The sequence below is a fragment of the Halorubellus amylolyticus genome, assembly GCF_034808145.1.
Classification (GTDB): domain Archaea; phylum Halobacteriota; class Halobacteria; order Halobacteriales; family Natrialbaceae; genus Halorubellus.
On the sequence record NZ_JAXHGM010000001.1, the window covers coordinates 292,610 to 306,355 of the forward strand.

General features: G+C 70.9%; 14 protein-coding genes. 5 read left to right on the forward strand and 9 right to left on the reverse strand.

The window, feature by feature from the left end:
* Window positions 1-241 precede the first annotated feature (241 nt).
* The gene (locus SM754_RS01475; RefSeq protein WP_323674442.1) at window positions 242-526 is read left to right on the forward strand and encodes a DUF7091 family protein; all 285 of its coding nucleotides are present in this window, start codon (window positions 242-244) and stop codon (window positions 524-526) included.
* Window positions 523-1,602, forward strand: a complete 1,080-nt coding sequence (locus SM754_RS01480; protein WP_501993727.1) for a mannose-1-phosphate guanylyltransferase — start codon at window positions 523-525, stop codon at window positions 1,600-1,602. The genes SM754_RS01475 and SM754_RS01480 overlap by 4 nt, the downstream gene beginning before the upstream one ends.
* Before the next feature lie 39 nt (window positions 1,603-1,641).
* Here SM754_RS01480 and SM754_RS01485 read toward each other — a convergent pair whose 3' ends face one another.
* Together SM754_RS01485 and SM754_RS01490 are read right to left on the reverse strand one after the other, a co-directional pair.
* Window positions 1,642-2,427, reverse strand: a complete 786-nt coding sequence (locus tag SM754_RS01485) for an SDR family oxidoreductase (RefSeq protein WP_323674444.1) — start codon at window positions 2,425-2,427, stop codon at window positions 1,642-1,644.
* A 200-nt stretch (window positions 2,428-2,627) separates the two neighbouring features.
* Window positions 2,628-3,119 carry a TRAM domain-containing protein gene (locus SM754_RS01490; RefSeq protein WP_323674445.1) on the reverse strand — a complete coding sequence of 164 codons (492 nt, stop codon included), beginning with the start codon at window positions 3,117-3,119 and terminating at the stop codon, window positions 2,628-2,630.
* A 325-nt stretch (window positions 3,120-3,444) separates the two neighbouring features.
* Here SM754_RS01490 and SM754_RS01495 point away from each other — a divergent pair, with 325 nt between their 5' ends.
* A complete protein-coding gene (locus SM754_RS01495; RefSeq protein ID WP_323674446.1) occupies window positions 3,445-4,386 on the forward strand; it encodes an alpha/beta fold hydrolase in 942 nt (313 codons plus the stop codon).
* A 52-nt stretch (window positions 4,387-4,438) separates the two neighbouring features.
* On the opposite strand, the gene SM754_RS01500 is transcribed toward SM754_RS01495, so the two are convergent.
* A complete protein-coding gene (locus tag SM754_RS01500; protein ID WP_323674447.1) occupies window positions 4,439-5,875 on the reverse strand; it encodes an outer membrane protein assembly factor BamB family protein in 1,437 nt (478 codons plus the stop codon).
* Window positions 5,876-6,013: 138 nt separating this feature from the next.
* On the opposite strand from SM754_RS01500, the gene SM754_RS01505 reads away from it, so the two are divergent.
* The gene (locus SM754_RS01505; protein WP_323674448.1) at window positions 6,014-6,442 is read left to right on the forward strand and encodes a DUF7979 domain-containing protein; all 429 of its coding nucleotides are present in this window, start codon (window positions 6,014-6,016) and stop codon (window positions 6,440-6,442) included.
* Between the two features lie 75 nt (window positions 6,443-6,517).
* On the opposite strand, the gene SM754_RS01510 is transcribed toward SM754_RS01505, so the two are convergent.
* From SM754_RS01510 to SM754_RS01525, 4 genes are all read right to left on the reverse strand, one after another.
* Entirely contained in the window at window positions 6,518-7,513 is a 996-nt protein-coding gene (locus SM754_RS01510; protein ID WP_323674449.1) for a radical SAM protein, read from the reverse strand.
* Window positions 7,514-7,604: 91 nt separating this feature from the next.
* Window positions 7,605-8,438, reverse strand: a complete 834-nt coding sequence (locus tag SM754_RS01515) for an SDR family NAD(P)-dependent oxidoreductase (protein ID WP_323674450.1) — start codon at window positions 8,436-8,438, stop codon at window positions 7,605-7,607.
* A gap of 73 nt (window positions 8,439-8,511) precedes the next feature.
* A complete protein-coding gene (locus SM754_RS01520; RefSeq protein ID WP_323674451.1) occupies window positions 8,512-9,090 on the reverse strand; it encodes a cysteine hydrolase family protein in 579 nt (192 codons plus the stop codon).
* Between the two features lie 2 nt (window positions 9,091-9,092).
* Window positions 9,093-9,977 (reverse strand): YqcI/YcgG family protein, encoded by an 885-nt coding sequence (locus SM754_RS01525; protein WP_323674452.1) that lies wholly within the window; start codon window positions 9,975-9,977, stop codon window positions 9,093-9,095.
* A gap of 196 nt (window positions 9,978-10,173) precedes the next feature.
* Here SM754_RS01525 and SM754_RS01530 point away from each other — a divergent pair, with 196 nt between their 5' ends.
* On the forward strand, window positions 10,174-11,283 hold the full coding sequence (locus SM754_RS01530; protein WP_323674453.1) for a DUF373 family protein: 1,110 nt from the start codon (window positions 10,174-10,176) through the stop codon (window positions 11,281-11,283).
* Between the two features lie 102 nt (window positions 11,284-11,385).
* On the opposite strand, the gene SM754_RS01535 is transcribed toward SM754_RS01530, so the two are convergent.
* A complete protein-coding gene (locus tag SM754_RS01535) occupies window positions 11,386-12,228 on the reverse strand; it encodes a polyprenyl synthetase family protein (RefSeq protein WP_323674454.1) in 843 nt (280 codons plus the stop codon).
* Between the two features lie 63 nt (window positions 12,229-12,291).
* A complete protein-coding gene (locus SM754_RS01540) occupies window positions 12,292-13,689 on the reverse strand; it encodes a DolP-mannose mannosyltransferase (protein ID WP_323674455.1) in 1,398 nt (465 codons plus the stop codon).
* Window positions 13,690-13,746 lie beyond the last annotated feature (57 nt).

Consider the following 13,746-nt stretch of genomic DNA (forward strand, 5'->3'; position numbering starts at 1 on the left):
GATATATCCTCGGTTTCTGCTTCTTAAATAAGTTCATAATCTATCGAATCTAGTGGTCATGGTGTTTCTGTCACTCGATTTTTATTGGTTCTCGAGCTGCCAACTCTCTGGGTGGTGACCTCGACGTCGTTCCGGTTTCGGCCGGGACCGAGGACGGACCGGTTGCACCAACGTACCTTAGTGGTTTGCGCCGTTACAACCGAACGACAATGGGAGCGTTCGTCTCCGAGAGGTGCCCGCAGTGAGCGACGAGAGAGACGACTCTATCGGACAGTTCGTCCGCAAGACGCTCCGGTCGGCGGGCCGCAAGTACGCCAAGACCCGGCGGAACTTCGCCACGGGCAAGCAGGCGAGTAAGCTACCCCGCGACGAACACGGCCGCGTGCGCATCGTCTGCCGTCTGCAAGCAGAGAAGCGTGCGGTTCGGTTGGACGAGAACGGCGCGCCCGCGTGCTTCGACCCGGAACGGGTGGACTGCCAAGGCTGCCTCGAGGACATCGAGGAAGGTCGGATAGAGACGTGGTGACGACGGTCGCGTGCGTGCTCGCTGGCGGTACCGGCACGCGGTTGTATCCGGCGAGCCGGCGCGACCGCCCGAAGCAGTTCCTCGCGCTCGACGGCGAGCGCTCGCTCCTCCGCGAGACGGTCGACCGCGTCGCGTTCGCCGACGAGACCGTGGTCCTCACGGGGAGCGAGCACGCGGACGCGGTCCGCGAGCACGCGCCCGACGCCGCGGTGTTCGTCGAACCGGAGGCGAAGGACACTGGACCGGCGCTCGCGTACGCGGCGCGACGCGCTCGCGAGGCGTTCGGCGAATGCGCGTTGCTCTGCGTGCCCGCTGACCACCACGTCGACGGCGAGTTCGCGGCGGTCGCGCGTCACGCGACGGCGGTCGCGGTCGAGACGGACGGGCTGGTGACGATGGGCGTCGAGCCGACGCGGCCGGCGACCGGGTACGGGTACGTCGAACCCGGCGAGTTCCGGGAGCGAGCAGGCGGCGAGTACGCGGCCGCCGACGCCCCCGACGAACCCGCTGGCGGCGAGTACGCGCCGGTCGCGGCGTTCCGCGAGAAACCCGACCGCGAGACCGCCGAGCAACTCGTCGACCTCGGCTGTCTCTGGAACGCCGGCGTGTTCGCGTGGACGCCCACGGCCTTCCTCCGCGAGTGCGAGGGCACGCCCCTGGAACCGCTCGCGGACGACGCGCTCGACCTCGAATCGGCGTTCGACGCCGCGCCCGCGGTGAGCGTCGACTACGCGGTCCTCGAACGCACCGACGACGCGTACGTCGTCCCCGCAGACTTCGCGTGGGACGACCTCGGGTCGTGGGACGCCATCGCGCGCATCCTCGACACCGACGACGCCGGGAACGCCGTGCTCGCCACGGGGTCCGACGGCGACGCCGGCGGGCCGGCGAGTGCGCCGACGCTCGTCGACACGACGAACAGCGTCGTCGCGACCGACGACACGCACGTCGCGGTCGTCGACTGCGAGGGCGTCGTCGTCGCCGCGTTCGACGACCGCGTCCTCGTTCTCCCGCGAGAATCCAGTCAGCGCGTCCGCGACGTCGTCAGCGACCTCCGCGACCGCGACCTGTTCTGACCGGGTGCGCCAGTCTCCCGACCGAGCGCCCCCGGCTCCTCAGCTCCGGAGGCTCCCGCCGTCGACGGGGACGCTCACGCCGTTCACGTAGCTCGCGCGGTCGCTGGCGAGGAACGCGACGACGTCCCCGAGCTCCCGGGGGTCGCCGATGCGTTCGAGCGGGACGCCCTCGCCCCACTCGGCGAGCCCCTCGTCGTAGGTGTCGTGGTCGCCGCGCTCGACCGCGTCCTCGACGAGCTCCTCGATGCGGCTCGTCTCGTGCGCGCCGGGGAGGACGGCGTTCGCGCGGACGCTCGGGCCGAACTCGTGACTCACGGACTTCACGAGCCCGATGACCGCGCGACGCACGGCGTTCGAGAGGACGAGGTCGTCGATGACCTCGCGCACGCTCCGCGAGGTGATGGCTGTCCACGTCCCCTGCTCGCTCGCGTCGAGGTGCGGGGACGCCTCCCGGAGCGTCCAGACGGCGCTCATCACGAGCGTGTCGTACGCGCCGTACCAGTCCTCGTCGCTCATGTCCCGGAACCCACCGGAGGGCGGGCCGCCCGCGGACGTGACGAGGTGGTCGATACCGCCGAACGCGTCGACGGTCGCCTCCACGAGCGCCGTCACCGCCGCGGCGTCGGTCAGGTCGGCGGACCGTGCGAGCACGCGACCGTCCCCGACGGCCTCGAGCTCGGTCTCCGCGGCCGCGAGCCGTTCCTCGTCCCGACCGCAGATTGCCACGTCCGCGCCCTCCCGGGCGAGCGCTTCGGCGCTCGCGTACCCGAGCCCGCTCGAACTCGCCGTCACCAGCGCCACGTCACCGTCAAGATGCAGGTCCATGCCGGAGGCATCGGCCGGCGCGAACTAATACGATGTGCCGGCGGCAGCGCTGGACGGGAACCGGGACGACGAGTCGGCAGCAGCGCTGGACGCGACCGACGGTCGCCAGAATCGCGACTCGTGGCGGTTCGAGAGACGTCCGCAGAAACGACGGATGGCAGTTGGACTGTCCAGGTCGATGGGCTGCCCGCGGTGGGCGGCTAGTTCCCCCAGAAGTTCTCGCGACTCCCGAGGCGCTCGCGGTCGACGCGCCGGCCGCTGTCGTCGTCCTCGTCCTCGTCACCGGCGTCGTCCGGGTCGTCGGGGTCGTCGTACCCGAGCTCCGCATCGTCGCCGTCGTCGTCGTCGAGTTCCTCGTCCATCGGGAGGCGTTCGATCTCGTCGGCGCGAGCGTGGTTCGAGTGGACGTTCGTCACCTTCACCTTCGACCTCGCGTCCGGAAGGACGCCGTCGACCATGATGATGAACCCGTCCTCCGTGCGTCCCACGCCAGCACCGCTCTCGTGGATGTCCGTCACCTCGACGACGACCTCCTCGCCGACCTTCACCGGCTGGGTCTTCAGGTCGGATATTGGCTGGTCGTAGTCCTTACACCACTCCATACCGCTCCGGTCGCCGTAGGACTGGCACCCCATCCCCTCGACTCGTTCGCTGAATCGAGGGCAGTCGTCGGCCAGTGGACAGTCCGCCATGCAACCGTGTAGCGGGCCGCAGGCCTAAACGCTTGCGTTGAGGCGGCCGACGTCAGTGACGCGCCTCCACGACGACCACTCCCGTAGTTCTCGAACACGACGACAGCTGAATCCGGACGATACAAGAATGAATGAAATATGGGATACGCACGTCAAACACCCGTCCGAAGCGACTCGTGACTGCGTTCTGGCTCGCCAGGTCGTGCTCCCGCGCTCGCACTCCCGCGTTCGTCCTCGCTACCGGCTGCGTCGTCTCGCTCCACGCCTCGAACCGAGGACGAACGTCGCCGGTAGCGTTTTTGCCGCGGCGCGGGTCGGTCCGCGTATGCCACTCACGACCACTCCGCTCGAGCGGCCAGCGCCCGCCGAACGCGCGTTCGTCGACGCGCTGGAGGGGTACGCGGCGACGGTCGACGTCGACGTCGCGTCCCGGACCGCGACCGTGGACGGTGACCGCGTCCATTACCTCGAAGCGGGTGACGGCCCACCGCTGCTCTGCCTGCACGGTCTCAGCACGACCGCCGCGACGTGGCTCCCGCTGTTCGACGCGCTCGCCGAGCACTTCCGCGTCGTCGCGCCCGACAGGCCCGGTCGCGGCCTGTCGGCGCCCGTCGACTACGCAACCGTCGACCTCCGCGAGTTCGGCGTCGACTACGTCACCGGCCTCCTGGACGCGCTCGACGTCGACGCGACGCGCGTCCTCGGGAACTCCCTGGGCGGGATGCAGGCGCTGCACCTCCAGGTCGACCACCCCGAGCGCGTCGAGCGGACGTGCCTCGTCGGCGCCCCCGGCGGACTCTCACGGAAGGTCCCCTGGACGTTCCGCGCGACGTACGCCCCGAAGGTCGGCCCGTGGCTGTTCCGACGGTCGATAGCGGACTCGCTCGCTGACGCCCGCGAGCAGTGGACCCTCATCAACGTCGAGGACGACGGCGCGCTCGACGACGCGCTCCTCGAGGTCGGACTCGCCGGCGAGCGCGTCCCCGGACAGACCGACAGCCTCGTCTCGCTGAACACGAACGCGGGGACGCTCCGCGGCGGGATGCACGAACGGTTCGTCGTCCGCGACCAGGTGGCCGCGAGCGCGATACCGACGCGGTTCGTCTGGGGGACCGAGGACTTCTTCTGGCCGCCAGCCGTCGGCCGTCCGGTCGCGGACGCCATGCCCGACGGCGAGATGGTCGTGCTCGACGACCACGGCCACACGCCGTGGCTCGAACCGACCACGAAGGCTCGCGACGCCGTCCGCGAGTTCCTCGTCGACTGACCGCACCACGCGTCGACAGCGCCGACACCCCAGGCGGCCCGCCTCGACGCCGTCACGCGGCGTCGAGCCGGAAGAGCGCGCCGCTCTCGTCGCGGTCGTCGGGCGCGTCCGGGTCCGGATAGTCACCGCAGACGAGCACGCTCTCGTCGACGACCGCGGGCGACGAGGCGTTGAAGTCCCCGCGCGGCCCCTCGAACCGCCACTCGACGCGGCCGCTCGTGGACGCGGCGACGACGGCGCTGTTGTCGCCGACCACGTATACCGTGTCGTCGACGACTGCCGGCGACGACCCGACGTGGCTTCCGACGGGCAGGAACCACTCGCGGTCGCCCGACGCGGCGTCGAACGCGTGCAGCGACCCGCTCCAGTCGCCGACGTACACGGACCCGTCCGCGACCGCGGGCGACGAACTCACCGGCGCGTCAGCGGCCGCACGCCACCGCTCGCTCCCGTTCGCGCCGTCGAGCGCGTACACGTTCCCGTCCCAGCACCCGACGTACACCGTGCCGTTCACGACCGCCGGCGACGACACCACGAAGTCCGGGAGCGTCGTCGACCAACGGACGTCGCCGGTGGCGGCGTCGACAGCGTGCACCGTCCCCGACGCGTCGAGGTCGACGACGGTCGCGAGCGGGTCCTCCTCGAGGTCACCCCACTGGTAGAACTGGTCGTAGTAGAAGTACTCGTCGACGAGGTCGGAGACGCCGTCCGGTCGCTCCTGGGGCGTGGTGCTCGCGACGTACACCGACCCGTCCGTGACCGCCGGCGTCCCCAGCACGGTCTCGCCGCCGGTGTCGTACCGCCAGCGTTCGCCGCCGTCCTCGGCGTCGAGCGCGTACACGACGCCGTCGGTCGACGCGACGTACACCGCGTCGCCGGCGACGGTCGGCGACGCGAACGTCCCCGTCGACAGCGACGCCCGCCACTGGTACGCGCCCGACGCGGCGTCGAACGCGTAGAACACGTCGTCGTCGATCGGCCCACCGTACACGAGCCCGTCCCGGACCGCGACCGACCCGAGGCCCTCCGCGTCGCCATCGGGGTACGGTTGCTCCCAGGCGACCGACCCGTCGGCCGTGTCGTACGCCCGCAGTATCCCCGTGTCCACCTCGACGTACGCAAGGCCGTCCGCGACGACCGGCGACGAGTTCAGCAGCGTGTGGTTCCCGGCCGGCGCTCGCCACGTCTCCGCGGGTTCGCCCGAGAACCCCGACGCTTCCCCGGAGACGCCGGTGTTGCGCGCGTCACCACGGAACTGCTCCCACGTCCCCGATAGCGCCGTCACCGGCTCTGGGTCCCCCTCGGTCGGTTCGTCGGTCGGCTCCTCGGTCGGTGCCTCCGTCGTCGGGGCCGCGGTCGACGACGGGGACGGTCCCGCCGTCCCCGTGGTCCGCTCGACGGTCGTCCCCTCGCCGCCCTCCAGTCGAAGGCAGCCCGCGAGCGACAGTCCCCCGCCCAGCGCCGCCAGGAATCGACGTCGCCTGCTCATACGGATTCGTGGTGAGAGACGCACATGAAACCGCTGGCCGACCGATTCGACCGCCGCGCGCACGAACGTCGACCCCGCTCCGCGCCGATTCCGCCGCCCGCACGCAGTCCTTATCGTTCCGCGACGCCTACATGTCGCATGCGTCCCCCGCCGCACGTCCCCTCGCTCGCGTTCGCCCTCGGCGTCTGCCTCGTCGTCGCCGCCGTCGTCCTCGGCGTCGGCGCCGTCCGCTTCGAGTTCGCGTACGTCGGCGTCACCGCGACGCCCGGGGACGCCGACTGGGTGCTCTCCTACGGCGACCTCACGTCGGCCGATAAGGAGCTCGTCACCGCCGCCATCGCCGGCGACGCCTTCGTCACCGACAGCCTCGGCGCACTCCCCGGGCCCGGTCGTGGCTCCATCGCCGTCTTCTACGCCGGCGAGCACCACGCGTTCACGCGCCGCACGTACTTCGACGCCGGGACCGACCTCGGCGTCGCGTCCATCGCGACCGCCGTCAGCGGTCTCGCCGCCGTCGGACTTGCCTTCCGCACCCGCGAACGGCGACGCCGCTCGCATCCGGTGTGAATCGCGACGACCGCGAGAAAGAGCGACCGCGAGCAGACAACGAAGAACCGGCGGCCTGGCGGCCGCCGGACGCTCTCAGGCTAACGGCGTGCGTTCGACGACCGTGCCGTTCACGGTCGGGTACTGCTCGACGATCTCGCCCTCGTCCACGTCGCCGTCCTCGATCATCTCCTCCAAGAGCCACCACGCGACCTCCACGTGGTCGGACTTGACCGTGTAGAACTCCTCGGGGACGCCGAGCGCCTCGAAGCGCTCCGGCGGAACGGTGGTCTTCCCGTAGACGAGCGTGCCGTCGTCGGTGACCTCGTCGAACTCCCGGCGGATGTTCCGCGCCATCCGCTTCAACCGGCGGCGATGCTGGGCGGCGTCCTTGAAGACGCTCGTGCAGAAGTACACCTTCTCGTGGTCGCCCATCACGTCCAAGATGTCCTCGCGCGAGCCCTCGACGGCGCTCATGTGGCCGTCCTTCAGCTCGAAGCCCTCCTCCTGCATGCGGCGGTAGTTCCCGTCGCTCATCTCGAACTCGTTGATGTTACAGAAGTCGGCGGCGCCCTCGTCGAGGAACTCGAGGAACTCCGGTTCGGCGTAGATACCGGGAATCTCGAACGCGGGCGTCAGGCCCTCCTCGCGAGCGACGTAGAGGATGTCCTCCCACTCGGTGCCGTGCATGTCGCCCCAGAGTTCGACGGGCGGATGGAACCGTATCTCGTCCAGGCCAGCCTCCGAGAGCCGCCGCATGTTCTCGCGACCGCCCGTGATGCCCGTGTAGAGGTGGGTGTGGTGGTCCTCGCCGAACTCGTCCTTCAGTAGCGAAAGGTAGTGACAGGTCCGGTCCATCGCCTCCTGGGGCTCGCCGCCCGTGATGGACGTCCCGAGCGCGTCCATGCGATTTGCCTCCTCGATGACGTCCTCGTCGTCCTCGACGAGCCGTTCGTTCGCGTACACGTCCGTGACGTTCTTCCGGTTCTCGCCGAGCGGACAGTAGAAGCAATCGCGCTGGTCGCAGTACCCGTAGACGAACATCACCATCTTGCCGCCCTTGGCGCACTGCTCGCAGCCCTTCGATATCATTCGTTGTACCTAGGGACCGCGTCGAGCGGGAAAAAGCGTGCGGAACGCGGTCGTCGCGCCCCGAACGCGCTCGACGGGGTCGCGGCGGCGGTCAGTCGGCGGCCTGTCCACCGTCGACCGGTATCGTGTGCCCGGTGATGTAGGAGGCGTCCGACGAGCAGAGGAAGGCGACGGCACCCGCCATCTCCTCGGGGTCCGCGATGCGGTCCATCGGGACGTCCCGCATCGCGGACGTGTCGTACTCGGCGCGCATCGTCCGGACGACCAGCCGGAGCGACCGATACGCCGACCGCAGGCGACCGAGGAGCGACGACGACCCGCCCTGGCCGCCGAGCATCCCGGACTGGATGTTCGTCTCCGTCGGCCCGGGCGCGATACCGTTGACGCGGACGCCGCGGTTCGCGTACTCGAGCGCGACGGACTTCGTCAACCCGACGACGCCGTGCTTGCTCGCCGAGTAACTCGAGAGCCCGCCCATGCCGACGAGGCCGGCCTCGGACGCGGTGTTGACTATCGCACCGTGCCCCTGAGCCTCCATCACGGGGAGCTCCGCCTTCATGCAGGCCCAGATTCCCTTCAGGTTCACGTCGATGATGCGGTCCCAGTTCTCCTCGCTGATGCCGGTCGTCTCGACGAAGTCGGTGAGGATGCCGGCGTTGTTGTGCGCGAAGTCCAGGCTCCCGTACGTCTCGACGGTCGTCTCGACCATCCACTCGACGGACGCGACGTCGGCGACGTCGACGGGGACGAACGTGGCGTCGCCACCGGCGGCCTCGATTCGCGCGACGGTCTCCCGGCCGGCGTCCTCGGTGACGTCGGCGACGACGACGTTCGCACCTTCCTCCGCGAACCGATACGCCGATGCGCGGCCGATACCCGACCCTGCGCCGGTGACGAGCGCGGTCTTCCCGCTGATGCCGTCCATGCGAGTGGACGACGTGCTCCACGGTTGTAGCCGTACTGCCGGAGAGACCGGTTGCCGACGGTGCGGTCGCCGGTCAGTCGAGGAGCGCTGCGGCGTCGACGACGGTCGCGAACTCGCCGCGGAGGTGCGCGAGCGCGGCGCGATGGGAGTCCTCGGCGGGGAGCGCGTCGCCGTCGTGCGCGGTGCGGTCGAACGCCGCGGTGGCGTCCGCGACGACGGTGACGTCGAACCCGCGGTTCTCGGCCATCCGCGCGGTCGTGGACACGCAGTGGTCGGTCGTGAGCCCGCAGCAGACGATCCGGTCGATGCCGCGGTCCTCGAGCCAACCCTGGAGGTCGGTGTCGACGAACGCGCCGTTGACGGACTTGTGGAGGACGGGCTCGCCGTCGGTCGGCTCCGCCTCGCTCTTGAACGCGTTCCCGGGGGCGTCCGGGCGGAGCGGCGAGTCCGGTTCGGTCGAGTCGTGCTTGACGTGGACGACCGGCCAGCCGCGTCGCCGCCACGCCGACAGGAGGTCGCCGATGCGCGCCTCCGCGTTCGGGTTGTTCCGCTCGCCCCACGCCGGGTCGTCGAACCCCTCCTGGACGTCGACGAGGACGAGCGCGGTCCCGCGGTCCGGGCGGCGTCGTTCCTCGCTCTCGGTCGCGTCCATCGTCACGCCTCCTCACCGCCGGTCGATGACTCGTCCGGGTCCTCGTCGACCGCGACGGGGTGGACGTCGAGCGGGCAGGCGTCGTCCGCGAACGTCTCGTCGCCGGCGGGGAGGAGGTACTGCTTCCACTCGTGGCTGTCGTCGTCCTCCCAGTCGCCGATGTGGTGATGGGGTGGGACGTCGTCGTAGCCGTCGATGCGGTCCTGTATCTGCTCGCGGGCGCGCTGGCCGGCGTCGGTGTCGCCGGTGATGCCCGCGAACACGCTCCGCGGCTGGAACGTCACCTCGAGGCCGACGCCGTTGTACCGGCTCGCGCGCTCGCCGTAGAACGGTGCGGCACCCGTGACGAACATCGGCTCGTTCGCGTAACAGAACTCGAACTGCGGGTGGGCGGGGTCGGTAGCGATGTCCGCCGGCCACGGCGCGGTGTCGACGTCGTGGAGGTGCTGGAGGACGCCCCAGAACGCCTCGCGGTAGTCCGCTTCGGTCCACGCGTCGGAGTCGGCGGGCGGTTCGAAGAACGTCACGAGGCTCGTGCGCGTTCCGTGCATCTCGCGCGTCGCCAGGTACGCCTCGACGACGTCGGCGAGCGCGTCGAGGGCGGTCACGTCGAACGCGTCGGCGCCGGCCGCGTCCGTGTCCCCGTCGAGCGGGACGAACGTGTAGAGCGCGCCGCCGTTCTGCTGGGCTTCGACGCCGAAGTGACACGGAAAGTCCGTGCCGTTGCGGTCGCCGAGGAGCTTCTCGTCGAACGCCTCGTACTGGCGTCGTGCCCACGCCGGCAGCGTCCCGTTCTCGATGCGGCGCTCCACGCGAGCCTGCTCGAAGAGCCGGATCACGTCGCCGCCGGCCAGTTCGTCTCGTCCGCTCGCGACGCCGGTGCTCATGCGCGAGTGGTCGGGCCTGCGGCGCCATGAACGCGTCGGAATCCCGGCTCCTGGCGGTCACGACCCGCCATGGACAGTGGGTCGCGAACGGGACGCGGTTCACCCGCCACGGTCCCGGGAATCGCGAACGCGACGCGGTTCCGTCGACCTCGTAGCAACCAAAAGCAGATAAACGGCGGTGGCGAAGGTACCGACGATGCTGCTCGTGGTCTGCGTCGACCTGGACGACGACGTCGGTCGGAAGACCGACGTGGAGACGCCGGTCGTCGGACGCGACGCGGTCGAGGACGCCGCCGTCAAGCTCGCGACCGCCGACCCCGAGGACTCCGACGTGAACGTGCTCTTCCAGGGCGTCCACCTCGCGGACACCATCACGGACCAGCGCGTGGAGGTGGCGGCGGTCACGGGCAACGAGAAGGGCGACGTCCGCGCGAACCGCGCGGTCGGCGACGAGGTCGACGAGGTGCTCGCGAGCCTCGCGACGAGCGAGGAGGTGAAGGCGCTCATCGTCACCGACGGTGCGCAGGACGAGTCCGTCATCCCCGTCATCCGCTCGCGCGTCACCGTCGACGGCGTCCGACGCGTCGTCGTCCGCCAGGCACAGGACCTGGAGTCGATGTACTACACGCTCAAGCAGGTGATGAACGACCCCGAGACCCGCGGGACCATCCTCGTCCCGCTCGGAATCCTGCTGCTCATCTACCCGCTCGCCATCCTCGCGGACCTCCTCGAGCTACCGGGCGAGGTCCTCGGGCTGTCCTCGGCCGCCATCGGCTTCTACGTCCTCGGTCGCGGCCTCGGCGTCGGCGACCGCCTCGACGAGGCAGTTCGACGCGTCCGGTCGTCGCTGTACGCCGGCCGGATGACCATCCTGAGTTACGTCGTCGCCGCCGCGCTGCTCGGCGTCGGCGGCGTCACGGGCGTGGAGACGCTCGACGCAGTCCGTGCGCGGACCGCGGGAGAACTCGGCGTCCTCCAGGTGCTCGCCGCGCTCGTCTACGGCGCAGTCCAGTGGTTCGCCGCCGCCGGCGTCACCACCAGCCTCGGCCAGATAACGGACGAGTACATCGCGGGCCGCCTGGAGTGGCGGTACCTGAACGCGCCGTTCTACGTCGTCGCGATGGGGATGGTGCTGTACGGCGTGAGCGCGTACTTCCTCGAGTTCGTCTCGCTCCCGTTCCTCGCGGTGACGCTCCTCGGCGGGACGCTGCTCGGGCTCGCGTCGACGCTCGCGTTCGCGGTCGCCGAGACGCACTTCGGGAGCGACGCCGAGGACGACCCCGAACGCGTCGACCCCGCGAACTGACAGCGGTTCGAGACCGACGCGCTCCCTCGCGTTTCGGGAACGGCGTGCTACTCGACGCTGTCGCCGCCAGTCGTCTGTCGCGGACGTCGACGAACCGCGCGGTCAGCGCTCGCGGACGACCACGAACCGCGCCAGGTCCCGGAGGTACTGGCCGGCCTCCGTGTCGTCCGCGTCCACCGCCGCGAGCGCGTCGAGCGCCGCCTCCGACTCCGCCTCCGCGCGCTCGGTCGCCTCCGCCGGCGACAGCTCGGTGACCTGCACGACCGACGGCCGCTCCATCGCCTCGTCGATCCCGGTCGGCTTCCCGAGGTCGTCCGCGTCCGCCGTCTCGTCGAGGACGTCGTCCCGGATCTGGAACGCGACGCCGACGCGCTCGGCGTACTCCCCGAGCTTCTCGACCGTGTACGGGTCCGCGTCCGCCGCGATGGCCCCGAGCTCCGCGGCCGCACGGAACAACGCCCCGGTCTTCCGGCGCGCCAGCTCCATGTACTCCTCCTCGTTCGTCGGCATCGCCGCCAGCTCGGTCGCCTCGCCCTCGCCGAGCTCCACCATCGCCTCCGCGACCACCTGCGTCGCCTGCGGGTCCTGACTGAAGAGCGCGAACGCCTCCCCGAGCAGGCCGTCGCTCGCGACGATAGCCGGCCCGTGCCCGTACTCGGTCCACGCCGACCCCGTCCCCCGCCGGAGGTCGGACTTGTCGATGATGTCGTCGATGACGAGCGACGCGTTGTGCACGAGCTCGATGCCGACGCCGTAATCGACGGCGTCCTCCGCGGTCCCGCCCGCGGCCTCGCACGCGAGCACGGTCACGACCGGTCGCACGCGCTTCCCACCCGAGAGCGACACGTGCTCGACCTGCTCGCGGAGCGCTCCCGGCTCCACGCCCGACAGCACCTCGCGGAGCCGGTCGTTCACGAGCCCCTGACGCCGCTCCAGAAACTCCATTGCCAGCGCGTAGGCGCGTCCTCGGCAAGTAGGTGACGAATCGGGAGAGTCCCGCGGCGGCGGTCAGGGGAACGTCGTCCGGCAGCGCTCCGCGAGCGGGTCGCCGTCGACGGCTTCGACCCACGCCTGCTGGGTCGGCCCGTAGAAGACGTGGCACGTCTCCGCGGGGATGCCGTACCACAGGAGCGCGTGGTGCTCGGCGGTCGAGTACGGCGCCTCGACGTCGCCGGGGTCGGCGACCGGCGGCGGCCCGTCGGCGAGGTCGAACGGCTCGACGACGACGCCGAACCCGCCGAGGAAGGCGACGTTCACGACCGCGGCCCAGACCGCGACCGCCAGGACGACGCCGCGGACGGCGGGCCCGCGACGGCCGGCGACGAGGCCGATGCCGACCGCGACGAACGCGAGCGTCGGGAACAGGTCCGGGGCGGCGTCCAGGTCGAACGCGACGACGACGGCGAGGAACCACGCGCCACACGCCGCCACCGGCCACGCGCCGTCCCGCCCTCGCTCCCGCCATCCCGCGACCGCGAGTCCGACGAGCCCCGCGGCGAACAGCCCGCGACCCCAGTGCAGCATGTTCGGTGCGCGGACCGCTCGGTCGAGCGCGCTCCCGCCTTGGGCGGCGTACTGCGAGACGAGGACGGTCTGGTTCAGCATCGCGACGACGCCGTCGACGCCCGCGGCGAGCACGGGCGCGAGCACGACCAGGCTGGCGAGGGCGCCGCCGGCGACGACGCGCGCGACCGCGCCGCGACCGCGCCGCGCCGCCATCCCGAGCACCACGAGCGGGACGACGGCGGCGAGCTGCCAGTAGCCGACAGCGGCGGCCGCGGCCGCGCCCGCGAGGACGTCGCTCGCGGAGCGACCGAGCGCGCCGCCCGTGACCCGACCGAGCCCGTCGCCCTCGTCGTGGGCCAGCCAGAGCGCGAGCAGCCCGGCGGCGAGCACGAGGTACTTCGCCTTGAACCCGAAGCCGGAGCGGAGCGCGAACTGCGGGAGGACGTACGGCGTCAGTCCCGCGGCGACCGCGGCCGCCGGCTCGCCGGTGAACGCGTACGCGAACTCCGCGACGAGCGCGACCGCGACCACCGCGGCGACGCACGTCAGGGCAACGTTCAGGTGGTGGTACAGCAACTGGTCGTCGCCCGCGAGGATGGAGAGGGCGGCGGTCGTCTCGAACGACAGCGGTGGCTTCACCTCGAACGTCTCCACGTACAGCGTCGTGCCGCGCGCGAGCTGCCAGCCGACGTACTCGAAGATTCGCGAGTCCCGCAGCCGCGGATACCCCGGCCGCGAGAGCACGCGGAGCGCGGAGACGGTCTGTGCGAGCGCCGCGAGGGCGACGACGAGGACGCGCCAGCGCCCCGCGAGGGCGACGTCGACGCGTCGCTGCGCGCTCGCGACCGCGGCGACCGCCCGCTCGACGCTCGACGGGAGGGAGACCTGCGCGGCGACCATCCGACGGTCGGACGCGCGACGCCCACCGGAAAGTGTCTTCCCCCTCTACTTCGGCCG

Bases quoted from the DNA above. Each gene is read 5' to 3' on its own strand.
- SM754_RS01520 (WP_323674451.1), bottom strand. From the start codon at position 9,090: ATGGACGCGACCGAGAGCGAGGAACGACGCCGCCCGGACCGCGGGACC.
- SM754_RS01530 (WP_323674453.1), top strand. From the start codon at position 10,174: ATGCTGCTCGTGGTCTGCGTCGACCTGGACGACGACGTCGGTCGGAAG.
- SM754_RS01495 (WP_323674446.1), top strand. From the start codon at position 3,445: ATGCCACTCACGACCACTCCGCTCGAGCGGCCAGCGCCCGCCGAACGC.
- SM754_RS01525 (WP_323674452.1), bottom strand. From the start codon at position 9,977: ATGAGCACCGGCGTCGCGAGCGGACGAGACGAACTGGCCGGCGGCGAC.
- SM754_RS01500 (WP_323674447.1), bottom strand. From the start codon at position 5,875: ATGAGCAGGCGACGTCGATTCCTGGCGGCGCTGGGCGGGGGACTGTCG.
- SM754_RS01490 (WP_323674445.1), bottom strand. From the start codon at position 3,119: ATGGCGGACTGTCCACTGGCCGACGACTGCCCTCGATTCAGCGAACGA.
- SM754_RS01505 (WP_323674448.1), top strand. From the start codon at position 6,014: ATGCGTCCCCCGCCGCACGTCCCCTCGCTCGCGTTCGCCCTCGGCGTC.
- SM754_RS01540 (WP_323674455.1), bottom strand. From the start codon at position 13,689: ATGGTCGCCGCGCAGGTCTCCCTCCCGTCGAGCGTCGAGCGGGCGGTC.
- SM754_RS01485 (WP_323674444.1), bottom strand. From the start codon at position 2,427: ATGGACCTGCATCTTGACGGTGACGTGGCGCTGGTGACGGCGAGTTCG.
- SM754_RS01515 (WP_323674450.1), bottom strand. From the start codon at position 8,438: ATGGACGGCATCAGCGGGAAGACCGCGCTCGTCACCGGCGCAGGGTCG.
- SM754_RS01535 (WP_323674454.1), bottom strand. From the start codon at position 12,228: ATGGAGTTTCTGGAGCGGCGTCAGGGGCTCGTGAACGACCGGCTCCGC.
- SM754_RS01510 (WP_323674449.1), bottom strand. From the start codon at position 7,513: ATGATATCGAAGGGCTGCGAGCAGTGCGCCAAGGGCGGCAAGATGGTG.